This window comes from Variovorax sp. DAIF25 (assembly GCF_050711835.1).
Lineage (GTDB): Bacteria > Pseudomonadota > Gammaproteobacteria > Burkholderiales > Burkholderiaceae_C > Variovorax.
In genome coordinates, this window is sequence record NZ_CP136636.1 from 920837 (window position 1) to 942888 (window position 22052).

A 22052-nucleotide genomic window follows, 5' to 3' on the forward strand; every position below is an offset into this window, starting at 1 on the left:
GGCCGCCGCTCAGGACGGCTTGCCGAGCAGCGCGTCCTTGAGCTTCCAGTCGGCCGGGTTCGGGCCGAGCCAGATGCGCAGCAGCGCGTTGAAGAAGGCGGGTTCCTTCACGGGATCGGGCTGCGGCACGCCGCGCACCGTGATCAGCGTGCCGGTGCCGGGCAGCCAGTCGATGGTGAAGGTGTCGCCGGCCTTGAGCTGCTTCTGGTCGGCGAACATCTGGCCCATGCGCAAGAGGCCGGGGATCAGCTGGCCCATCTCGCTCTTGGGCGAGTTGTCCTCCACGCCCTTGATGAAGAGCTTGCCGAGCTCGTTGGCGTCGATGTCGCGCAGCATGGTGATCGCCACGCGCTTCGGGCCGGGCACGGCCAGCGCCTCCTCGGGGGTCGAGGCCTTGCGGCCCATGTAGAGGCCGGCCGTGTAGACCTTGAGGATGGCCTTGTAGCGCACGCCGGCGCCATTGAGCTGCAGCGGCGTGCCGCGCAGATCGAGGCTGTCCTCGAGCTTGACGCCCGCAACATCGACCGGAGCGGCGCGCACCGGCGCGGCGATGGCCAGCGCCGCCGCGAGACCGGCCAGCAGGAACAGGCGCGCGAGCGCCGGTGACACGAGCGGAAGTGCGGTCGAGCGTGCGGACAAGGCGGCCTCCTCTGGAATTTGCGAACGGTCGTGCGAATGTATCTTTTCGTTTTATCGCCCCGGCTCCGGACGAACCCTGAAGCGCGGGTTTGCGCGCGGCCGCGTTCTCGTGGGCTAAACTCCGGCCCTCATGTTCGTTCATCACATCCATCAGACAGGTGAAGGCAGCCGGGGAGCCTGGCCCTGGCGTACGCCATCGACGCTGCCTGTTTGATTGCACGGCGCACGCCGTGCGCCCGAGGTTCCGGATCGCCCCGACGCCGAACCAACCCCCTCTGTTTGTGAATGAGACCGCTCCCGGCCGATGAAAGCGCGCCGGGCCGGCTTTCCGGAGAACGACACGTGATCACCGAACTCGAATTCAAGAGCCTCAGCGCCCAGGGCTACAACCGCATCCCGCTGATGGCCGAGGCCTTTGCCGACCTCGAAACCCCCCTGTCCCTGTACCTCAAGCTGGCCCATTCGCAAGGCGGCGGCAAGCACAGCTTCCTGCTCGAATCGGTCGTGGGCGGCGAGCGCTTCGGCCGCTACAGCTTCATCGGCCTGCCGGCGCGCACCCTGCTGCGTGCCAGCGGCTTTGGCGCCGAAGCCGTCACCGAGGTCGTCACCGACGGCCAGGTGGTCGAGACCGCCGCGGGCAATCCGCTCGACTTCGTGGCGCAGTACCAGAAGCGCTTCAAGGTCGCGCTGCGGCCCGGGCTGCCGCGCTTCTGCGGCGGGCTGGCCGGCTACTTCGGCTACGACACCGTGCGCCACATCGAGCGCAAGCTCGAGAAGAGCTGCCCGCCCGACACGCTGGGCTGCCCCGACATCCTGCTGCTGCAGTGCGAGGAACTGGCGGTCATCGACAACCTCTCGGGCAAGCTCTACCTGATCGTCTATGCCGATCCGAAGCAGCCCGAGGCCTATGCCAACGCCAAGCGCCGGCTGCGCGAACTGAAGGAGAAGCTCAAGTACTCGGTGAGCGCACCGATCGTGAAGCCCACGCAGCCGCATCCGGCCGAGCGCAGCTTCGCCAAGGCCGACTACCTCGCGGCGGTGGAGCGCGCCAAGGAGATGATCGCCGCCGGCGACTTCATGCAGGTGCAGGTGGGCCAGCGCATCAGCAAGCGCTACACCGAGTCGCCGCTGTCGTTGTACCGCGCGCTGCGCTCGCTCAATCCCTCGCCCTACATGTACTACTACCACCTGGGCGACTTCCACGTGGTGGGCGCTTCGCCCGAGATCCTGGTGCGCCAGGAGCACACGGGCGAGGGCGAGCAGAAGATCACCATCCGCCCGCTGGCCGGCACGCGCCCGCGCGGCGCCTCGCTCGAGCTCGACAAGGCGGCCGAGGTCGAGCTGATCAACGACCCGAAGGAGCGCGCCGAGCACGTGATGCTGATCGACCTGGCGCGCAACGACATCGGCCGCATCGCCAAGACGGGCACGGTGAAGGTGACGGAAGCCTTCGCGGTGGAGCGCTACAGCCACGTGATGCACATCGTGAGCAACGTCGAGGGCACGCTGAAGGACGGCATGACCGCCATCGACGTGCTCAAGGCCACCTTCCCGGCCGGCACGCTGACCGGCGCGCCCAAGGTGCATGCGATGGAACTGATCGACCAGCTCGAGCCCACCAAGCGCGGCCTGTACGGCGGCGCCTGCGGCTACATCAGCTACGCGGGCGACATGGACGTCGCGATCGCGATCCGCACCGGCATCGTGAAGGACCAGGTGCTGCACGTGCAGGCCGCGGCCGGCGTGGTGGCCGATTCGGTGCCCGAGCTCGAGTGGAAGGAAACCGAAGCCAAGGCGCGCGCGCTGCTGCGTGCCGCCGAACTGGTCGAGGAAGGCCTGGAATGAGCAACGCACCCGATATCCAGAACGATTTCTCGCACGAGATCATCGGCGCCGCCGTCGAGGTGCAGCGCGTGCTCGGCACCGGGCTCGACGAACACGCCTATGCCGCGGCGCTGGCCATCGAGCTCGCCGAGCGCGAGATCGGTTTCGCGCGCGACGTGCCGCTGTCGGCCAGCTACAAGGGCCGCTCGCTCGGCGAGGTCTATCGCGCGGGCTTCGTGATCGAGCAATCGGTCATCGTCGAACTCAAGGCGGTCGACGCGCTGACCGACCTGCATCGCGCGCAGGTGCTGGCCGCGCTGCGCCTGTCGGGCCTCAAGCTGGGCCTCCTGATCAACTTCAACGTGTTCCCCGTCGTCAAGGGCGTGCACCGGATTGTGAGCAAGCCATGAAACTGCTGATGATCGACAACTACGATTCGTTCACCTACAACATCGTCCAGTACTTCGGCGAGCTGGGTGCCGACGTGCAGGTGCATCGCAACGACGAGATCACGGTCGCGCAGATCGGCGAGCTGATCGCCTCGGGCGTGACGCGGCTGGTGGTGTCGCCGGGACCGTGCTCGCCGGCGGAGGCGGGCGTGTCGGTGGCGGCCATCGAGGCCTTCGCGGGCAAGCTGCCCATTCTGGGCGTGTGCCTCGGCCACCAGGCCATCGGCGCGGCCTTCGGCGGCAGGATCGTGCGCGCGCAGCAGCTCATGCATGGCAAGACCAGCGAGATCACGACCACGCAGGAGGGCGTGTTCGCGGGGCTGCCGAAGACCTTCGTCGTCAACCGCTACCACTCGCTGTCGATCGAGCGCGCGAGCTGCCCCGAGGCACTGGCCGTCACGGCCTGGACCGACGACGGCGAGATCATGGGCGTGCGGCACACCGGGTACGCGCACGACGTGCGCATCGAAGGCGTGCAGTTCCACCCCGAATCGATACTCACCGAGCACGGCCACGCCATGCTCAAGAACTTCCTGGATTGAAGCCATGACCGACCGCACCGCCATCGTCGACCTGCGCAGCGACACCGTCACGCAACCCACGCCGGCGATGCGCGACGCCATGATGGCGGCGCCGCTGGGCGACGACGTCTTCGGCACCGACCCGAGCGTGAATGCGCTGCAGGAAAAGATCGCGGCGCTGCTGGGCTTCGAGGCGGCGCTGTTCGTGCCGACCGGCACGCAGAGCAACCTGAGCGCGATCCTCTCGCATTGCGGCCGCGGCGACGAATACATCGTCGGGCAGATGGCGCACTGCTACCGCTGGGAAGGCGGCGGCGCGGCGGTGTTCGGCAGCGTGCAGCCGCAGCCGCTGGACCACGCGGCCGACGGCACGCTGCCGCTCGCGCAGATCGAGGCGGCGATCAAGCCCGACGACGCGCACTTCGCGCGCACCCGGCTGCTGGCGCTCGAGAACACGCTGGGCGGCAAGCTGCTGCCCTTCGACTACGTGCAGGCGGCGACCGAACTCGCCGCACGCCACGGGCTGCAGCGGCACCTGGACGGCGCGCGCCTCTTCAACGCGGCGACCGCGCAGGCGGCAAAGAACGGAAGCACCGACGTGCGCGCCGAGGCGCGCCGCATCGCGCAGTGCTTCGACAGCGTGTCGGTGTGCTTCAGCAAGGGCCTGGGCGCGCCGATCGGCTCGGCGCTGGTCGGTTCGCGCGACTTCATCGCGCGCGCCCACCGCATCCGCAAGATGGCGGGCGGCGGCATGCGCCAGGCCGGGCTGCTCGCGGCCGCGGCCGCGCATGCGCTCGAGCACCACGTCGACCGGCTGGCCGACGACCATGCGCTGGCGTTGCGCCTCGCGCAGGGGCTCGCGGGCATCGAAGGGCTGAAGCTCGAGATGCCGCACACCAACATCGTCTTCGTCGACCTGGAGGGCGAGGCCAAGGCGCGCTCGGCGGGGCTGATCGAGAGCCTCGAGCGGCAGGGCATCCTGGCCACGGGCCTGTACCGGCTGCGCTTCGTGACGCACCTCGATGTCGATGCCGCCGGTGTCGACCGCGCGGTGGCCGCGATCCGGGCCTTCTTCGCCGCCTGATCCGTCGTTCGAGGAGAGGAGAACGCCATGCCCGATCTTCCCCATCTGCTGGCCTTCATCGCCGCCGGCTGGCTGCTGAACCTGACGCCGGGGCCCGACGTGCTCTACGTGGTCACCCACTCGCTGCGCTCGGGCGTGCGCGCCGGCATCGTCGCCGGGCTCGGCATCACCGCCGGCTGCTTCGTCCACATCTTCGCGGCCGCCATCGGCGTCGGCACGCTGATGGCGACCTCGGCCGCGGCCTTCACGGTGCTCAAGTACATCGGCGCGGCCTACCTGCTGTACCTGGGCGTGCGCATGCTGCTGTCGCGCGCCGCGCCGCCCACCGACCTGGCGCAGGCCGCGGCGGCCACCGGGACACGCAGCCTCAAGGCGATCTTCCTCGGCGGCTTCTGGACCAACGTGCTCAACCCCAAGGTGGCACTGTTCTTCCTGGCCTTCGTGCCGCAGTTCATCGCGCCCGGGGCCGACCACAAGGCGCTGTACTTCGTGCTGCTCGGCGTGCTGTTCAACCTCAACGCGATCCCCGTCAACGTGGGCTGGGCGCTGGCGGCGGGCTGGATGGCGCGCCGCGGCGCCGTGCAGAAGGGCATGCACTGGCTCGACCGCGCCGCCGGCGTTCTTTTCATCGGCTTCGGCCTCAAGCTCGCGTTCACCGACGCCCCCGCGGCGCGCATCGGCCGCTGATTCATCCCGAGGAGACTTTCCATGATCACCCCCCAGGAAGCGCTGCAGCGCACCATCGAGCACCGCGAAGTCTTCCACGACGAGATGCTGCACATCGTGCGGCTCATCATGAGCGGCGAGTGTTCGCCCGTGATGATGGCTGCGCTGATCACCGGCCTGCGCGTGAAGAAGGAAACCATCGGCGAGATCACCGCCGCCGCGCAGGTGATGCGCGAGGTGTCGACCAAGGTGGCGGTGGCCGACACCACGAACCTGGTCGACATCGTGGGCACCGGCGGCGACGGTTCGCACACCTTCAACATCTCGACCTGCTCGATGTTCGTCGCGGCCGCGGCCGGCGCCAAGGTCAGCAAGCACGGCGGGCGCAGCGTGTCGAGCAAGTCGGGCAGCGCCGACGTGCTGGAGTCGCTGGGCGTCAACATCAACCTCAAGCCCGAGCAGATCGCGCGCTCGATCGAGCAGTCGGGCATCGGCTTCATGTTCGCGCCGAACCACCATCCGGCGATGAAGAACGTGGCGCCGGTGCGCAAGGAGCTCGGCATCAAGACCATCTTCAACATCCTGGGCCCGCTGACCAACCCGGCCGGCGCGCCCAACATCCTGATGGGCGTGTTCCATCCCGACCTGGTGGGCATCCAGGTGCGCGCGCTGCAGCGCCTGGGCACCGAGCATGCGATGGTGGTCTACGGCCGCGACGGCATGGACGAGATCTCGCTGGGCGCGGCCACGCTGGTGGGCGAGCTCAAGAACGGCGAGATCAGCGAGTACGAGCTGCACCCCGAGGATTTCGGCTTCCAGATGTCGAGCAACCGCGCGCTGCGCGTGGAGACGCCCGAACAGTCGAAGGCGATGCTGCTCGGCGTGCTCGACAATCAGGCCGGCCCGGCGCTCGACATCGTGCTGCTCAACGCCGGTGCGGCGCTGTACGCGGCCAACGTGGTCGATTCGGTGGCCGCGGGCGTGACGCGTTCGCGCGAGGCCATCGCCTCGGGCGCCGCCAAGGCGAAGCTCGCCGAGCTGGTGCGGGTCACCACCTCGGTCTGAGCCGGGAATCCAGGAGCAAGAGAGAAGCCATGTCCGACATCCTCGACAAGATCGTTGCCGTCAAGCACCAGGAAGTGGCCGCCGCGAAGCAGCGCAGCCCGCTGGAGGCGGTTCGCTTCGACGCCGAAAGCCGCGTGCTGACGCGCGATTTCGAAGGCGCGCTGCGCGCCAAGATCGCGGCCGGCCAGGCCGCCGTGATCGCCGAAGTCAAGAAGGCCAGCCCGAGCAAGGGCGTGCTGCGCGCCGATTTCATTCCGGCCGACATCGCGCAGAGCTATGCCGAAGGCGACGGGAAGATCAGCGCGGCCTGCCTGTCGGTGCTGACCGACAAGCAGTTCTTCCAGGGCGGCATCGACTACCTGAAGCAGGCGCGTGCCTCGTGCGAGCTGCCGGTGCTGCGCAAGGACTTCATCGTCGACGCCTACCAGGTGTACGAATCGCGCGCGATCGGCGCCGACGCGATCCTGTTGATCGCGGCCTGCCTCGACGATGCGCAGATGAAGGATTTCGAAGCCATCGCGCATGGGCTGGGCATGGCGGTGCTGGTCGAGGTGCACGACGCGGCCGAGCTCGAGCGCGCGCTGCGCCTCAAGACGCCGCTGGTGGGCGTCAACAACCGCAACCTGCGCAATTTCGAGGTCTCGATCCAGGCCACCATCGGCCTGCTGCCGGGCCTGCCGAAGGAGCGCCTCGCGGTGACCGAATCGGGCATCGCCACGCGCGAGGACGTCGCCACGCTGCGCGCCGCGGGCGTCCATGCCTTCCTGGTCGGCGAGGCCTTCATGCGCGCCGAGGAACCTGGCGAAGCCCTCGCGGCGTTGTTCAAATGAGCCGCGCGGATCAGCTGGTCAGCAGCGATCCGGCCGACTGGCCGGTGGCGCCGGGCTGGCAGCCGCTGGTCGACGGCTTCTTCGGCGGTGCCGTGGGGCAGAAGCTGCAGGCCTTCCTGCGCGAACGGCTCGACGCGGGCACGGTGATCTTCCCGCCGCAGCCGCTGCGCGCCCTGGAGCTCACGCCGCCCGAGGACGTGCGCGTCGTGATCCTGGGCCAGGACCCGTACCACGGGCGCGGCCAGGCCGAAGGGCTGGCCTTCTCCGTGGCGCCCGGCGTGGCGCTGCCGCCCTCGCTGCGCAACATCTTCAAGGAGCTCCAGCGCGACCTCGGCACGCCGCCGCCGCCGTTCCCGAACCCGGGCGGCAGCCTGGTGAAGTGGGCGACGCATGGCGTGCTGCTGCTCAACACCTGCCTCACGGTCGAGGAGGCCCAGCCGGCCAGCCATTCGGGGCGCGGCTGGGAGGTGCTCACTGACGCCGTGATCCGCCATGTTTCCGATGGCGCGAAGCCTGTTGTTTTCATGCTATGGGGCTCGCACGCTCAGAGTAAGCGTGCGTTGATCGATGTTGGCCGCCATAAGGTGCTGATGTCGAATCATCCCTCGCCGCTCTCGGCGTTGCGACCGCCCGTGCCGTTCATCGGATGCGGACATTTCGGCCAAGCACGTGCCTGGCGCGAGGAGCACCAGAAGGGGTCCTGAAAATTCGCGGATAATCGCCCGCAGTTCATTCCTCGAACGGTTCCCCTCGCTCCTTTTGGTGCTCGGGTTTCTGCATAGTCACAAAACCGTGCTATATTTCGAGGTTCGCCGGAGAGGTGGCCGAGTGGTTAATGGCAGCAGACTGTAAATCTGCCCTCTAACGAGTACGCTGGTTCGAATCCAGCCCTCTCCACCAGCGATGAATTTGGTTTCTAAGAGCGATTGGATCTAGCGCTTTGGGTGCCTTGAAGTGCCCCCGATGCGGGAGTAGTTCAATGGTAGAACCCCAGCCTTCCAAGCTGATGACGCGGGTTCGATTCCCGTCTCCCGCTCCAGAGACCGAGTTTGATGCAGGTTAGGCAAAAGCCCTTTTGGCTCAGTGGTAGAGCACTCCCTTGGTAAGGGAGAGGTCGCGGGTCCGATTCCCGCAAAGGGCACCAGTTTTCCCAGGGGTTGCAAGAGCAGCGTTGCGACCTTATCTGCGTACGTTGATATCGTTTTTTTCGGAGTCGAAAAATGGCAAAAGGTAAATTCACCCGCACGAAGCCGCACGTGAACGTGGGCACGATCGGTCACGTTGACCATGGCAAGACGACGCTGACGGCTGCGATCGCGACGGTGCTGTCGTCGAAGTTCGGCGGCGAAGCGAAGGCCTACGACCAGATCGACGCTGCGCCCGAAGAAAAGGCCCGCGGCATCACGATCAACACCGCGCACGTCGAGTACGAAACGGCCAACCGCCACTACGCACACGTCGACTGCCCCGGCCACGCCGACTACGTGAAGAACATGATCACCGGCGCCGCCCAGATGGACGGCGCGATCCTGGTGTGCTCGGCCGCCGACGGCCCGATGCCCCAGACGCGTGAGCACATCCTGCTGGCTCGCCAGGTGGGCGTGGGCTACATCATCGTGTTCCTGAACAAGTGCGACATGGTCGACGACAAGGAACTGCTCGAGCTGGTCGAGATGGAAGTTCGCGAACTCCTCGACAAGTACGAATTCCCCGGCGACGACACCCCGATCATCCACGGCTCGGCGAAGCTGGCCCTGGAAGGCGACAAGGGCGAGCTCGGCGAAGGCGCGATCATGAAGCTGGCCGAAGCCCTGGACACGTACATCCCGACGCCCGAGCGCGCCGTGGACGGCACGTTCCTGATGCCCGTGGAAGACGTGTTCTCGATCTCGGGTCGCGGTACCGTGGTGACCGGTGCTGTCGAGCGCGGCGTGATCAAGGTCGGTGAAGAAATCGAAATCGTGGGCATCCGCCCGACGGTCAAGACCACCTGCACCGGCGTGGAAATGTTCCGCAAGCTGCTGGACCAAGGTCAAGCCGGCGACAACGTGGGCGTGCTGCTGCGCGGCACGAAGCGCGAAGAAGTCGAGCGCGGCCAAGTGCTGTGCAAGCCCGGTTCGATCAAGCCGCACACGCACTTCACCGCCGAGGTGTACGTTCTGTCGAAGGACGAAGGCGGCCGTCACACGCCGTTCTTCAACAACTATCGCCCGCAGTTCTACTTCCGCACGACGGACGTGACCGGCGCGATCGAGCTGCCGAAGGACAAGGAAATGGTCATGCCTGGCGACAACGTCAGCATCACCGTGAAGCTGATCAACCCGATCGCGATGGAAGAAGGCCTGCGCTTCGCCATCCGCGAAGGCGGCCGTACCGTGGGTTCGGGCGTCGTGGCCAAGATCCTCGACATCTAAGTCGGGCAAGAGTACCGGAGGGGTATAGCTCAATTGGCAGAGCGTCGGTCTCCAAAACCGAAGGTTGTAGGTTCGATTCCTACTGCCCCTGCCACCTAGGGTGGCCTCCGAAAACGACCCGCCGGACTCCGGCGGGAAGGCAAAAAAGCCCGTCGAGACCCGACGGGCTTCGCCGTCTCAGAACGGCGGCATGAATTGAGGCCGAAAGGCCGCAGGAAATCAGCCGAACATGGCCACTTCTCAAATCGAAACCGTGAGCACCGGTGCCGACAAGGCCAAGCTGGCCGTGGCAGCACTGCTGGCGGTGGGCGCCATCGTGGCGTTCTATCTGCTGTCGCGCCAGGGCTCGCTGGTTCAGTGGGCCGCGCTGCTCGTGGGCCTGGCCGCCGCCGTGGCGACCTTCGGCAGTTCCGAGAACGGCCGCCAGCTCTGGGCTTTCGGCCGCGATTCGTGGCGCGAGGTCAAGAAGGTCGTCTGGCCGACCCGCAAGGAAGCGATGCAGATGACGGCTTATGTGTTCGCCTTCGTGGCGATCATGTCCGTCTTCCTCTGGCTCACCGACAAAACGCTCGAATGGGTGTTTTTTGACCTCATTCTGGGCTGGAAAAAGTAAGAACCAATGACCGACGACGCTGTTGAAACCACGCCGCCGGAGGAAAACGCCTCCGTCCTTGCGCCTGCTGCCAATCCCGATCTGCGTTGGTATGTGGTGCATGCCTATTCGGGCATGGAGAAGGCCGTCGAGCGGAACATCACCGAGCGCATCAACCGCGCCGGCATGCAGGACAAGTTCGGCCGCATCCTGGTTCCGACCGAGGAAGTGGTCGAGATCAAGAACGGCCAGAAGCGCACCACCGAGCGCCGCTTCTTCCCGGGCTACGTGCTGGTCGAAATGATCATGGACGACGAGAGCTGGCACCTGGTGAAGCACACCAACAAGGTGACGGGCTTCGTGGGCGGCGCCAAGAACCGTCCGGCTCCGATCTCGCAGAAAGAGGTCGAGGACATCGTCAGCCAGATGCAGCAGGGCACCGAGAAGCCGCGCCACAAGGTCGAGTTCACCGTGGGCGAACTCGTGCGCGTCAAGGAAGGCCCGTTCACCGACTTCAACGGCTCGGTCGAGGAAGTCAACTACGAGAAGAGCAAGGTGCGCGTCTCGGTCATGATCTTCGGCCGCGCCACCCCGGTGGAACTCGAATTCAGCCAGGTCGAGAAGACCTGACGCCCGCCCGGTCTTCGGATCGGGCCCCATTCCGGCAGCGCGCTATCCGACTCGGCGCGCGGCCTTGATCGAAGAGTCGTTCACCCCGGGGAGCCCAGGCCACAGGCCTCGGCGATATCACCCGCAAGGAGTAAAGCATGGCGAAAAAAATCGTCGGCTTCATCAAGCTGCAAGTGCCAGCTGGTAAGGCCAACCCGTCCCCGCCGATCGGTCCCGCACTCGGTCAGCGCGGTCTGAACATCATGGAATTCTGCAAGGCGTTCAACGCCCAGACGCAGAGCTACGAGCCGGGTCTGGCGCTGCCGGTGGTCATCACCGCCTTCGCCGACAAGAGCTTCACCTTCATCATCAAGTCGCCGCCCGCTGGCGTCCTGATCAAGAAGGCCATCAAGCTCGAGAAGGGCTCCGCGCGCCCGCACACCGACAAGGTCGGCAAGATCACGCGCGCCCAGCTCGAAGAGATCGCAAAGACCAAGATGAAGGACCTGACCGCTGCCGACATGGACGCAGCAGTTCGCACCATCGCTGGTACGGCCCGTTCCATGGGCGTGAATGTGGAGGGCGTGTAAATGGCCAAGATCACCAAGAAGCAGAAGTCGCTCGAAGGCAAGGTCGACAGCACCAAGCTGTACCCGCTGACTGACGCGATCACCATCGTCAAGGAAGCCGCCACCGCCAAGTTCGACGAATCGATCGACGTGGCCGTGCAGCTCGGCATCGACGCGAAGAAGTCGGACCAGGTCGTGCGTGGCGCCGTCGTGCTGCCCAACGGCACCGGCAAGACCAAGCGCGTGGCCGTGTTCGCCCAAGGCGCCAAGGCTGAAGAAGCCAAGGCCGCCGGCGCCGACATCGTCGGCATGGACGACCTGGCTGCCATGGTCAAGGCGGGCGACATGCCCTTCGACATCGTGATCGCCGCGCCCGACGCCATGCGCGTGGTCGGTACGCTCGGCCAGATCCTCGGCCCGCGCGGCCTGATGCCGAACCCGAAGGTCGGCACCGTGACGCCCGACGTCGCGACCGCCGTGAAGAACGCCAAGGCTGGCCAGGTTCAGTTCCGCGTCGACAAGGCCGGCATCGTGCACGGCACGATCGGCCGTCGTTCGTTCGACACCGACAAGCTGCAAGGCAACCTCGCCGCGCTGATCGATGCCCTGGTCAAGGCCAAGCCGGCCTCGAGCAAGGGTATCTACCTGCGCAAGGTCGCCGTGTCGTCGACGATGGGCGTGGGTGTCCGCGTGGACACGCAGACCATCGCCGCTGCCTGATCGGGCGGAAGCGAAGGCAAATGTAGATTGGCCCGGCTCCGGCTCCGCAAGGATTCGGAACAGGGCGAATGTGGTGGGTCGCGGCGGCTTCGGTTGCCGCGGGCCATCCAAGACCGCTGGTGTGCAGGTCGCCTGCACTTAATCACCCGGCCCCCGCCGGGCAGCCAGCGCAGATGGCGATCCCGCTGCAAGGAATTCGAGTTTTCTGACGAATGGGTTCCGAAACAGTTGGTCGCTGCATGAGGCGCGGTCCGAGGTTCATGAAACAACCGAAGACCGCATTGAAAAGGAGTAGACCTTGAGTCTGAATCGCAGTGAGAAAGAAGCGGTCATCAATGAAGTGACCAGCCTCGCCGCAAAAGCTCAAACGCTCGTGATGGCGGAATACCGTGGCATCACGGTGGCCGACATGACCAAACTGCGCGCCGAAGCTCGCAGCAAGGGTGTGAGCCTGAGTGTTCTGAAGAACACCCTGGCCCGCCGTGCTGTGGCTGGCAGCTCGTTTGAGATCGTCGGCGACCAGATGACCGGTCCGCTGATCTATGGCTTCTCCGAAGACGCTGTGGCCGCCGCGAAGGTGGTGGCCGATTTCGCGAAAACCAACGACAAGCTGGTGATTCGCGGTGGCGCATTCGGTGGCAAGGCCCTGGACGTCGACGGCGTGAAGCAACTGGCCAACATCCCTTCCAAGGAAGTGCTGCTGGCGCAACTGCTGGGCTTGATGCAATCGCCGATCTCTCGTACCGCCCGCGTGCTCGCGGCGCTGGCCGAGAAGCGCGGTGGTGGCGAAGCTGCACCCGCCGATGCACCGGCAGAAGCGCAGGCGGCTTGATAGCCCAAGCCTTGCGTTTGAAAAATTCAACCCAATTGTTAGGAAACCAAAATGGCATTCGATAAAGACGCATTTCTGACCGCGCTGGACAGCATGACGGTCCTCGAGCTCAACGACCTGGTCAAGGCCATCGAAGAGAAGTTCGGCGTGAGCGCCGCTGCAATGTCGGCTCCGGCCCAAGGTGGTGGCGCAGCCGCTGCCGTGGTCGAAGAAAAGACCGAATTCAACGTCGTGCTGGCCGATGTCGGCGCGAACAAGGTGTCGGTCATCAAGGCCGTGCGCGAAATCACCGGCCTGGGCCTCAAGGAAGCCAAGGACCTGGTGGAAGCCGCTCCCAAGGCCGTCAAGGAAGGCCTGTCGAAGGCTGACGCCGACGCTGCCAAGAAGAAGCTGGAAGAAGCCGGCGCCAAGGTGGAACTGAAGTAATTCAGACCCCCTCGAGGGCTGGAGGTGCCTGAAAAAGGCCCTCCAGCCTTTGCCGCTTTCAGAGCGCACTCAAAAGTCGGCTTGATGCCGGCTTTCCCGGAGGCCCGAAGGACTCCGGAAAAGCCTCACCGAGGCTTTCCCGGAGACCCGAAGGTCGCGGGAAAAGCCAAATCAAGACGTTTTTTGAGTGTCTTCTGACCCCGACTGCAGAAGACCCCTTGGTTCGGGCGATGTGCAACGCATCGCTGTCCGCCAACGGCTGGTAGTGGCCAGCCGCCAAGCAGTGGTGCCGTTCGTCCCGGCATTGCTGACAAGTCGCTGAAGATCTCAAGCACCGGAGCTCTCATGGCCCAATCGTCCGCGTACAGTTACACCGAACGCAAGCGCATCCGAAAAAGTTTCGGCAGCCGCGACAGCGTCGTCGAAATTCCCTACCTGCTGCAGATGCAGAAGGACGCCTACACGGCGTTCCTGCAAGCGGGCATCGCTCCGCAAAAACGCACCGTCGAAGGCCTGCAGGCCGCGTTCGACGCCGCCTTCCCGATCGTCTCGCACAACGGTTTCGTCGAGATGAAGTTCCTCGAGTACAACCTGGCGAAGCCGGCGTTCGATGTGCGCGAGTGCCAGACCCGTGGTCTGACCTTCGCCTCGGCGGTGCGCGCCAAGGTCCAGCTCATCATCTATGACCGCGAATCGTCGACCTCGCAGTCGAAGGTGGTCAAGGAAGTGAAGGAGCAAGAGGTCTACATGGGCGAAGTGCCGCTCATGACCGAAAAGGGCTCGTTCATCATCAACGGCACGGAACGCGTGATCGTTTCGCAGCTGCACCGTTCGCCGGGCGTGTTCTTCGAGCACGACAAGGGCAAGACGCACAGCTCGGGCAAGCTGCTGTTCTCGGCCCGCGTGATTCCCTACCGCGGTTCGTGGCTCGACTTCGAGTTCGACCCGAAGGACATGCTGTACTTCCGCGTCGACCGTCGCCGCAAGATGCCGGTCACGATCCTGCTGAAGGCCATCGGCCTGAACCCGGAATCGATCCTGGCGAACTTCTTCGTCAACGACAACTTCCGCCTGATGGACAGCGGCGCGCAGATGGAGTTCGTCTCCGAGCGCCTGCGCGGCGAAGTCGCGCGCTTCGACATCACCGACAAGTCGGGCAAGGTCGTGGTCGCCAAGGACAAGCGGGTCACCGCGCGCCACACGCGCGAACTCGAGCAGTCGGGCACCACGCACATCAGCGTGCCGGAAGACTTCCTGATCGGCCGCGTGATCGCACGCAACATCGTCGATGCCGACTCGGGCGAGATCCTGTCGAAGGCCAACGACGAGCTGACCGAAGCGCTGCTGAAGAAGCTGCGCGGCGCCGGCGTGCAGGACATCCAGGTCATCTACACCAACGAACTCGACCAGGGCGCGTACATTTCGCAGACCCTGCGCATCGACGAAACGGTGGACGAGTTCGCCGCGCGCGTGGCGATCTACCGCATGATGCGCCCCGGCGAGCCGCCGACGGAAGACGCGGTGCAGGCCCTGTTCCAGCGCCTGTTCTACAACCCGGACACGTACGACCTGTCGCGCGTCGGCCGCATGAAGTTCAACGCCAAGGTCGGCCGCGACGAATCGACCGGCCCGATGGTGCTGACCAACGAGGACATCCTGGCCGTCGTCAAGATCCTCGTCGACCTGCGCAACGGCAACGGCGAAGTCGACGACATCGACCACCTCGGCAACCGCCGCGTGCGTTGCGTCGGCGAACTGGCCGAGAACCAGTACCGCACCGGCCTGGCCCGTATCGAGAAGGCCGTGAAGGAACGTCTGGGTCAGGCGGAGCAAGAGCCGCTGATGCCGCACGACCTGATCAACAGCAAGCCGATCTCGGCCGCGCTGAAGGAATTCTTCGGCGCCTCGCAGCTGTCGCAGTTCATGGACCAGACGAACCCGCTGTCCGAAATCACCCACAAGCGCCGCGTGTCGGCCCTTGGCCCGGGCGGTCTGACGCGCGAACGTGCCGGCTTCGAAGTGCGCGACGTGCACGTGACCCATTACGGCCGCGTGTGCCCGATCGAAACGCCCGAAGGCCCGAACATCGGCCTGATCAACTCGCTGGCCCTGTACGCCCGCCTGAACGAATACGGCTTCATCGAGACGCCGTACCGCCGCGTGGTCGACAGCAAGGTCACGAACGAGATCGACTACCTGTCGGCCATCGAGGAAGGCAAGTACGTCATCGCCCAGGCCAACGCGGCCCTGGACAAGGACGGCGTGCTGACCGGCGACCTGGTCTCGGCGCGTGAAGCCGGCGAATCGATCCTGGTCGGTGCCGAGCGCATCCAGTACATGGACGTGTCGCCCGCACAGATCGTGTCGGTGGCCGCCTCGCTGGTTCCGTTCCTCGAGCACGACGACGCGAACCGCGCGCTGATGGGCGCCAACATGCAGCGTCAGGCCGTGCCCGTGCTGCGCCCCGAGAAGCCGATGGTCGGCACCGGCATCGAGCGCGTCTCCGCGGTCGACTCCGGCACCGTGGTCACGGCCACCCGCGGCGGTATCGTCGACTACGTCGACGCGACCCGTGTCGTGGTGCGCGTGAACGACGACGAGGCCGCGGCCGGCGAAGTCGGCGTGGACATCTACAACCTGATCAAGTATCAGCGTTCGAACCAGAACACCAACATCCACCAGCGTCCGATCGTCAAGCGCGGCGACAAGATCGCCAAGGGCGACGTGGTGGCCGACGGTGCATCGACCGACCTCGGCGAACTGGCCCTGGGCCAGAACATGCTGATCGCGTTCATGCCCTGGAACGGCTACAACTTCGAAGACTCGATCCTGATCTCCGAACGCATCGTGGCCGACGACCGCTACACCTCGATCCACATCGAGGAACTGGTGGTGATGGCCCGCGACACCAAGCTCGGTGCCGAGGAAATCACGCGCGACATCCCGAACCTGGCCGAACAGCAGCTCAACCGCCTCGACGAGTCCGGCATCATCTACGTGGGTGCCGAAGTCATGCCCGGCGACACGCTGGTGGGCAAGGTCACGCCGAAGGGCGAGACCACGCTGACGCCGGAAGAGAAGCTGCTGCGCGCCATCTTCGGCGAGAAGGCTTCGGACGTGAAGGACACCTCGCTGCGCGTGGACCAGGGCTCGCAAGGCACCGTGATCGACGTGCAGGTGTTCACCCGCGAAGGCATCCAGCGCGACAAGCGTGCCCAGCAGATCATCGACGACGAGCTCAAGCGCTTCCGCCTCGACCTGAACGACCAGCTTCGCATCGTCGAGGCCGACGCGTTCGACCGGATCGAGAAGCTGCTGATCGGCAAGGCCGCCAACGGCGGTCCGAACAAGCTCGCCAAGGGGACCAAGCTCGACAAGACCTACCTGTCGTCGGTCGAGAAGTTCCACTGGTTCGACATCCGTCCGGCCGACGAGGAAGTGGCCTCGCAGCTGGAGTCGATCAAGAACTCGCTCGAGCAGACGCGCCACAGCTTCGACCTCGCGTTCGAAGAAAAGCGCAAGAAGCTCACGCAGGGCGACGAGCTGCCCGCGGGCGTGCTCAAGATGGTCAAGGTCTACCTGGCCGTCAAGCGCCGCCTGCAACCCGGCGACAAGATGGCCGGCCGCCACGGCAACAAGGGCGTGGTGTCGAAGATCGTTCCGATCGAAGACATGCCGCACATGGCCGACGGCACGCCGTGCGACATCTGCCTGAACCCGCTGGGCGTGCCCTCGCGGATGAACGTGGGGCAGGTGCTCGAGGTGCATCTGGGCTGGGCCGGCAAGGGCATCGGCCAGCGCATCGGCGACCTGCTGCAGCAGGAGGCCAAGGCGGCCGAGCTGCGCAAGTTCATGGAGCAGCTGTACAACGGCTCGGGCCGCGAAGAGAACATCGCCTCGCTGAGCGACGGCGAAGTGCTCGAGATGGCATCGAACCTGCAAAACGGCGCGACCTTCGCGACGCCCGTGTTCGACGGCGCCTCGGAAGAGGAAATCCGCGGCATGCTGAAGCTGGCCTACCCGGACGACATCGCGAAGGCCAAGGGCCTGACCGAGACGCGCACGCAGGCCTACCTGTTCGACGGCCGCACCGGCGACCAGTTCGAGCGGCCCGTCACCGTCGGCTACATGCACTTCCTGAAGCTGCATCACCTGGTGGACGACAAGATGCACGCCCGCTCGACCGGCCCGTACTCGCTGGTCACGCAGCAGCCGCTGGGCGGCAAGGCGCAATTCGGCGGCCAGCGTTTCGGGGAAATGGAAGTGTGGGCGCTCGAAGCGTACGGCGCTGCCTACGTCCTGCAGGAAATGCTGACCGTGAAGTCCGACGACGTGCAGGGCCGTACCAAGGTCTACGAAAGCATCGTCAAGGGCGAGCATTCGATCGAAGCCGGCATGCCGGAATCGTTCAACGTGCTGGTCAAGGAAATCCGTTCGCTGGGTCTCGACATCGAGCTCGAGCGTTCGTAAACGAAGGGGATAGAGTCTTATGAAATCGCTACTCGACCTGTTCAAGCAGTTCACCCCGGATGAGCATTTCGATGCCATCAAGATCGGCATGGCTTCGCCCGAAAAGATCCGCTCGTGGTCTTTCGGCGAGGTGAAGAAGCCCGAGACGATCAACTACCGCACGTTCAAACCCGAACGCGACGGCCTGTTCTGCGCCAAGATCTTCGGCCCGATCAAGGACTACGAGTGCCTGTGCGGCAAGTACAAGCGCCTCAAGCACCGCGGCGTGATCTGCGAGAAGTGCGGCGTCGAAGTCACGCAGACCAAGGTCCGCCGCGAGCGCATGGGTCACATCGACCTGGCCGCTCCCTGCGCGCACATCTGGTTCCTGAAGTCGCTGCCGTCGCGCCTGGGCCTCGTGCTCGACATGACGCTGCGCGACATCGAACGCGTGCTGTACTTCGAAGCCTACGTGGTGACCGACCCCGGCATGACCCCGCTGAAGAAGTTCAGCATCATGTCCGAGGACGACTACGACACGAAGCGCAAGGAATACGGTGACGAGTTCATCGCCAAGATGGGCGCCGAAGGCATCAAGGACCTGCTGGAAGGCATCGAGCTCGACAGCGAGATCGAGAAGCTGCGCGGCGACCTGACCGGTTCCGAAGTCAAGGTCAAGAAGAACTCCAAGCGCCTGAAGGTGCTCGAGGCCTTCCGCAAGTCGGGCATCAAGCCCAACTGGATGGTGCTCGACGTGCTGCCCGTGCTGCCGCCGGACCTGCGTCCGCTGGTGCCGCTGGACGGCGGCCGCTTCGCGACCTCCGACCTGAACGACCTGTACCGCCGCGTCATCAACCGCAACTCGCGTCTGCGCCGCCTGCTGGAGCTCAAGGCCCCGGAAATCATCGCGCGCAACGAGAAGCGGATGCTGCAGGAAGCCGTCGACTCGCTGCTGGACAACGGCCGCCGTGGCAAGGCCATGACGGGCGCCAACAAGCGCGCGCTCAAGTCGCTGGCCGACATGATCAAGGGCAAGAGCGGTCGCTTCCGCCAGAACCTGCTGGGCAAGCGCGTCGACTACTCGGGCCGTTCGGTCATCGTGGTGGGCCCGACGCTCAAGCTGCACCAGTGCGGCCTGCCGAAGCTGATGGCGCTCGAGCTGTTCAAGCCCTTCATCTTCTCGCGCCTCGAAGCCATGGGCATCGCGACCACGATCAAGGCTGCCAAGAAGGAAGTCGAATCGGGCACGCCGGTGGTCTGGGACATCCTGGAAGAGGTGATCAAGGAACACCCGGTGATGCTGAACCGTGCGCCTACGCTGCACCGTCTGGGCATCCAGGCCTTCGAGCCGATCCTGATCGAAGGCAAGGCGATCCAGCTGCACCCGCTGGTGTGCGCGGCCTTCAACGCCGACTTCGACGGCGACCAGATGGCCGTCCACGTGCCGCTGTCGGTGGAAGCGCAGATGGAAGCCCGCACGCTGATGCTGGCCTCCAACAACGTGCTTTTCCCGGCTTCGGGCGAACCGTCGATCGTTCCCTCGCAGGACGTGGTGCTGGGTCTGTACTACACGACCCGCGATCGCATCAACGGCAAGGGCGAAGGCCTGATCTTCTCGGACATCGGTGAAGTGCAGCGCGCGCTCGACGCCAACGTGGTCGAGCTGACCGCCAAGGTCGCCGTGCGCATCACGGAGTACACCAAGAACAAGGAAAGCGGCGAATTCGAGCCGTCGACCTCGCTCGTGGACACCACCGTGGGCCGTGCCCTGCTGTCCGAGATCCTGCCCAAGGGCCTGCCGTTCTCGAACATCAACAAGGCGCTGAAGAAGAAGGAAATCTCCAAGCTCATCAACGTGAGCTTCCGCAAGTGCGGCCTGAAGGAGACCGTGGTCTTCGCCGACAAGCTGCTGCAGAACGGTTTCCGCCTCGCGACCAAGGCCGGCATCTCGATCGCCATCGACGACATGCTGGTGCCCGCTGAAAAGCACGGCATCATCGACCGCTCGGCCAAGGAAGTGAAGGAGATCGAACAGCAGTACGTCTCCGGTCTCGTGACCTCCGGCGAGCGCTACAACAAGGTGGTGGACATCTGGGGCAAGGCCGGCGACGAAGTGTCGAAGGTCATGATGGCCAAGCTGTCGAAGCAGAAGGTCATCGACCGCCACGGCAAGGAAGTCGAGCAGGAGTCCTTCAACTCGATCTACATGATGGCCGACTCGGGTGCCCGCGGTTCCGCGGCCCAGATTCGCCAGGTGGCCGGCATGCGTGGCCTGATGGCCAAGCCGGACGGCTCGATCATCGAGACGCCCATCACCGCGAACTTCCGCGAAGGCCTGAACGTGCTGGAGTACTTCATCTCCACCCACGGTGCCCGTAAGGGTCTGGCCGACACGGCGCTGAAGACGGCGAACTCGGGTTACCTGACCCGCCGTCTGGTCGACGTGACGCAGGATCTGGTGGTGATCGAGCAGGACTGCGGTACGCACGACGGCGCGCTGATGCGCGCGATCGTGGAGGGCGGTGAAGTCATCGAATCGCTGCGCGACCGTATCCTCGGCCGCAGCGTGGCCGAAGACGTGCTGCACCCCGAGACGCGTGCCGTGCTGGTCAAGGCCGGCGACATGCTCGACGAAGACACGATCGACGCCATCGAAGCCGACGGCGTGGACGAAGTCAAGGTCCGCACCGCGCTGACCTGCGCCACGCGCTTCGGCATCTGCGCCAAGTGCTACGGCCGCGACCTCGGCCGCGGCGGCCTGGTGAACAACGGCGAAGCGGTCGGCGTGATCGCGGCGCAGTCGATCGGCGAACCGGGCACGCAGCTCACGATGCGTACCTTCCACATCGGTGGTGCGGCTTCGCGCGCGGCTGTCGCTTCGAGCGTCGAGGCCAAGTCCAACGGCGTGATCGGCTTCAACGCCACGATGCGCTACGTGACCAACAGCAAGAACGAGCTGGTGGTGATCGCACGTTCGGGCGAGATCGTCATCCATGACGAGCACGGCCGCGAGCGCGAACGCCACAAGGTGCCGTACGGCGCGACGCTGACGGTCAAGGCCGACCAGCAGATCAAGGCCGGCCACGTGCTCGCCAACTGGGACCCGCTGACGCGCCCGATCATCACGGAATTCGCCGGCAAGACCCAGTTCGAGAACGTCGAGGAAGGCCTCACGGTCGCCAAGCAGGTGGACGAAGTGACCGGTCTGTCGACCCTGGTCGTGATCGACCCGAAGCGCCGCGGCGCTGCCAAGGTCGTGCGTCCGCAGGTCAAGCTGATCGACGCCTCGGGCGCCGAGGTGAAGATCCCCGGCACCGACCACTCGGTGACGATCGGCTTCCCGATCGGCGCGCTGATCCAGGTGCGTGACGGCCAGGACGTGGGCCCCGGCGAAGTGCTGGCGCGTATTCCGGTCGAAGGCCAGAAGACCCGCGACATCACCGGCGGTCTGCCGCGCGTGGCCGAGCTGTTCGAAGCCCGTTCGCCGAAGGACAAGGGCATGCTGGCCGAGATGACCGGCACCGTGTCGTTCGGCAAGGAAACGAAGGGCAAGATCCGCCTGCAGATCACCGACCCGGAAGGCAAGGTCTGGGAAGAACTCGTGCCGAAGGAAAAGAACATCCTGGTGCACGAAGGCCAGGTGGTGAACAAGGGCGAAAGCGTGGTCGACGGTCCGGCGGACCCGCAGGACATCCTGCGCCTGCTGGGTTCGGAAGAACTCGCGCGCTACATCGTGGACGAGGTGCAGGACGTGTACCGCCTGCAGGGCGTGAAGATCAACGACAAGCACATCGAGGTGATCGTTCGCCAGATGCTGCGCCGCGTCGTGGTCGACAACGTCGGCGACACCAGCTACATCTCGGGCGAACAGGTCGAACGCAGCGAAATGCTCAACACCAACGACGCCCTGCGCGCCGAAGGCAAGATCCCCGCGACGTTCACCAACCTGCTGCTCGGTATCACGAAGGCGTCGCTGTCGACCGACTCTTTCATCTCCGCCGCTTCGTTCCAGGAAACGACGCGCGTGCTGACCGAAGCCGCGATCATGGGCAAGCGCGACGAGCTGCGCGGCCTGAAGGAAAACGTCATCGTCGGCCGCCTGATCCCCGCGGGCACCGGCATGGCGTACCACCTGGCACGCAAGGCCAAGGACGAGATGGACGAGGCCGAGCGCCGCGCCATCGCCGAGTCCGAAGCCGCCGAGCTCGCCGGTTCGTCCAGCGATGCCACCAGCACGGTCGACGCCAGCGAAGGCGCCGCGACCGAATAACTGGTTAGCATCGCCCGGCCGTGACCGGTCGTGAACGCCTCCCGGCTTGACGGTCGGGAGGCGTTTTTCATGGGGGGCCGCGGTTTTCCGCGC

The 22052-nt window shown here is 65.3% G+C and carries 18 protein-coding genes and 4 tRNA genes; 21 read left to right on the forward strand and 1 reads right to left on the reverse strand.

What is annotated here, in order from left to right:
• Positions 1-9: 9 nt before the first annotated feature.
• Positions 10-588, reverse strand: a complete 579-nt coding sequence (locus R0232_RS04185; protein WP_431512857.1) for a chalcone isomerase family protein — start codon at positions 586-588, stop codon at positions 10-12.
• Between the two features lie 393 nt (positions 589-981).
• On the opposite strand from R0232_RS04185, the gene trpE reads away from it, so the two are divergent.
• The 21 genes from trpE (at position 982) to rpoC (ending at position 21959) form a co-directional block, all read left to right on the forward strand.
• On the forward strand, positions 982-2484 hold the full coding sequence (gene trpE, locus R0232_RS04190; RefSeq protein WP_093350901.1) for an anthranilate synthase component I: 1503 nt from the start codon (positions 982-984) through the stop codon (positions 2482-2484).
• A complete protein-coding gene (locus tag R0232_RS04195; protein ID WP_431511327.1) occupies positions 2481-2873 on the forward strand; it encodes a GxxExxY protein in 393 nt (130 codons plus the stop codon). The genes trpE and R0232_RS04195 overlap by 4 nt, the downstream gene beginning before the upstream one ends.
• Positions 2870-3454 (forward strand): anthranilate synthase component II, encoded by a 585-nt coding sequence (locus R0232_RS04200; protein WP_057597579.1) that lies wholly within the window; start codon positions 2870-2872, stop codon positions 3452-3454. Before R0232_RS04195 ends, R0232_RS04200 begins: the two co-directional genes overlap by 4 nt.
• Positions 3455-3458: 4 nt before the next feature.
• On the forward strand, positions 3459-4517 hold the full coding sequence (gene ltaE / locus R0232_RS04205; protein WP_431511328.1) for a low-specificity L-threonine aldolase: 1059 nt from the start codon (positions 3459-3461) through the stop codon (positions 4515-4517).
• Positions 4518-4544: 27 nt separating this feature from the next.
• Positions 4545-5204 (forward strand): LysE family translocator, encoded by a 660-nt coding sequence (locus R0232_RS04210; protein ID WP_208513365.1) that lies wholly within the window; start codon positions 4545-4547, stop codon positions 5202-5204.
• Between the two features lie 21 nt (positions 5205-5225).
• A complete protein-coding gene (trpD, locus tag R0232_RS04215; RefSeq protein WP_203204166.1) occupies positions 5226-6248 on the forward strand; it encodes an anthranilate phosphoribosyltransferase in 1023 nt (340 codons plus the stop codon).
• Positions 6249-6277: 29 nt separating this feature from the next.
• On the forward strand, positions 6278-7078 hold the full coding sequence (gene trpC / locus R0232_RS04220) for an indole-3-glycerol phosphate synthase TrpC (protein ID WP_431511329.1): 801 nt from the start codon (positions 6278-6280) through the stop codon (positions 7076-7078).
• A complete protein-coding gene (locus tag R0232_RS04225; protein WP_431511330.1) occupies positions 7075-7782 on the forward strand; it encodes a uracil-DNA glycosylase in 708 nt (235 codons plus the stop codon). The genes trpC and R0232_RS04225 overlap by 4 nt, the downstream gene beginning before the upstream one ends.
• A gap of 110 nt (positions 7783-7892) precedes the next feature.
• A tRNA-Tyr gene (locus R0232_RS04230) sits at positions 7893-7978 on the forward strand.
• Between the two features lie 65 nt (positions 7979-8043).
• Positions 8044-8117: transfer RNA gene (locus R0232_RS04235), tRNA-Gly, on the forward strand.
• A 30-nt stretch (positions 8118-8147) separates the two neighbouring features.
• Positions 8148-8222 (forward strand) — tRNA-Thr (locus R0232_RS04240).
• 76 nt (positions 8223-8298) lie between these two features.
• Positions 8299-9492 (forward strand): elongation factor Tu, encoded by a 1194-nt coding sequence (gene tuf, locus R0232_RS04245; protein WP_093356177.1) that lies wholly within the window; start codon positions 8299-8301, stop codon positions 9490-9492.
• Between the two features lie 18 nt (positions 9493-9510).
• A tRNA-Trp gene (locus R0232_RS04250) sits at positions 9511-9586 on the forward strand.
• 135 nt (positions 9587-9721) lie between these two features.
• On the forward strand, positions 9722-10105 hold the full coding sequence (gene secE / locus R0232_RS04255) for a preprotein translocase subunit SecE (RefSeq protein WP_093353725.1): 384 nt from the start codon (positions 9722-9724) through the stop codon (positions 10103-10105).
• 6 nt (positions 10106-10111) lie between these two features.
• Positions 10112-10714 carry a transcription termination/antitermination protein NusG gene (gene nusG / locus R0232_RS04260; RefSeq protein ID WP_064262260.1) on the forward strand — a complete coding sequence of 201 codons (603 nt, stop codon included), beginning with the start codon at positions 10112-10114 and terminating at the stop codon, positions 10712-10714.
• A gap of 137 nt (positions 10715-10851) precedes the next feature.
• Entirely contained in the window at positions 10852-11283 is a 432-nt protein-coding gene (rplK, locus tag R0232_RS04265) for a 50S ribosomal protein L11 (RefSeq protein WP_093206996.1), read from the forward strand.
• Positions 11284-11982, forward strand: coding sequence for a 50S ribosomal protein L1 (gene rplA / locus R0232_RS04270; RefSeq protein WP_093353727.1), 699 nt, complete (start codon positions 11284-11286; stop codon positions 11980-11982).
• Between the two features lie 298 nt (positions 11983-12280).
• Positions 12281-12814 carry a 50S ribosomal protein L10 gene (gene rplJ, locus R0232_RS04275; RefSeq protein ID WP_093353730.1) on the forward strand — a complete coding sequence of 178 codons (534 nt, stop codon included), beginning with the start codon at positions 12281-12283 and terminating at the stop codon, positions 12812-12814.
• Positions 12815-12865: 51 nt separating this feature from the next.
• Positions 12866-13240: a 50S ribosomal protein L7/L12 gene (rplL, locus tag R0232_RS04280; protein WP_203204170.1), complete on the forward strand. Its 375-nt coding sequence runs from the start codon at positions 12866-12868 to the stop codon at positions 13238-13240.
• 345 nt (positions 13241-13585) lie between these two features.
• Positions 13586-17710, forward strand: coding sequence for a DNA-directed RNA polymerase subunit beta (gene rpoB, locus R0232_RS04285; protein WP_431511331.1), 4125 nt, complete (start codon positions 13586-13588; stop codon positions 17708-17710).
• Between the two features lie 19 nt (positions 17711-17729).
• Positions 17730-21959: a DNA-directed RNA polymerase subunit beta' gene (gene rpoC, locus R0232_RS04290; protein ID WP_093353736.1), complete on the forward strand. Its 4230-nt coding sequence runs from the start codon at positions 17730-17732 to the stop codon at positions 21957-21959.
• The last annotated feature ends 93 nt before the right edge of the window (positions 21960-22052 follow it).

Bases quoted from the DNA above. Each gene is read 5' to 3' on its own strand.
- secE (WP_093353725.1), top strand. From the start codon at position 9,722: ATGGCCACTTCTCAAATCGAAACCGTGAGCACCGGTGCCGACAAGGCC.
- R0232_RS04210 (WP_208513365.1), top strand. From the start codon at position 4,545: ATGCCCGATCTTCCCCATCTGCTGGCCTTCATCGCCGCCGGCTGGCTG.
- tuf (WP_093356177.1), top strand. From the start codon at position 8,299: ATGGCAAAAGGTAAATTCACCCGCACGAAGCCGCACGTGAACGTGGGC.
- nusG (WP_064262260.1), top strand. From the start codon at position 10,112: ATGACCGACGACGCTGTTGAAACCACGCCGCCGGAGGAAAACGCCTCC.
- rplL (WP_203204170.1), top strand. From the start codon at position 12,866: ATGGCATTCGATAAAGACGCATTTCTGACCGCGCTGGACAGCATGACG.
- rplK (WP_093206996.1), top strand. From the start codon at position 10,852: ATGGCGAAAAAAATCGTCGGCTTCATCAAGCTGCAAGTGCCAGCTGGT.
- R0232_RS04195 (WP_431511327.1), top strand. From the start codon at position 2,481: ATGAGCAACGCACCCGATATCCAGAACGATTTCTCGCACGAGATCATC.
- ltaE (WP_431511328.1), top strand. From the start codon at position 3,459: ATGACCGACCGCACCGCCATCGTCGACCTGCGCAGCGACACCGTCACG.
- trpC (WP_431511329.1), top strand. From the start codon at position 6,278: ATGTCCGACATCCTCGACAAGATCGTTGCCGTCAAGCACCAGGAAGTG.
- rpoB (WP_431511331.1), top strand. From the start codon at position 13,586: ATGGCCCAATCGTCCGCGTACAGTTACACCGAACGCAAGCGCATCCGA.
- trpD (WP_203204166.1), top strand. From the start codon at position 5,226: ATGATCACCCCCCAGGAAGCGCTGCAGCGCACCATCGAGCACCGCGAA.
- rpoC (WP_093353736.1), top strand. From the start codon at position 17,730: ATGAAATCGCTACTCGACCTGTTCAAGCAGTTCACCCCGGATGAGCAT.
- rplA (WP_093353727.1), top strand. From the start codon at position 11,284: ATGGCCAAGATCACCAAGAAGCAGAAGTCGCTCGAAGGCAAGGTCGAC.
- R0232_RS04200 (WP_057597579.1), top strand. From the start codon at position 2,870: ATGAAACTGCTGATGATCGACAACTACGATTCGTTCACCTACAACATC.
- R0232_RS04225 (WP_431511330.1), top strand. From the start codon at position 7,075: ATGAGCCGCGCGGATCAGCTGGTCAGCAGCGATCCGGCCGACTGGCCG.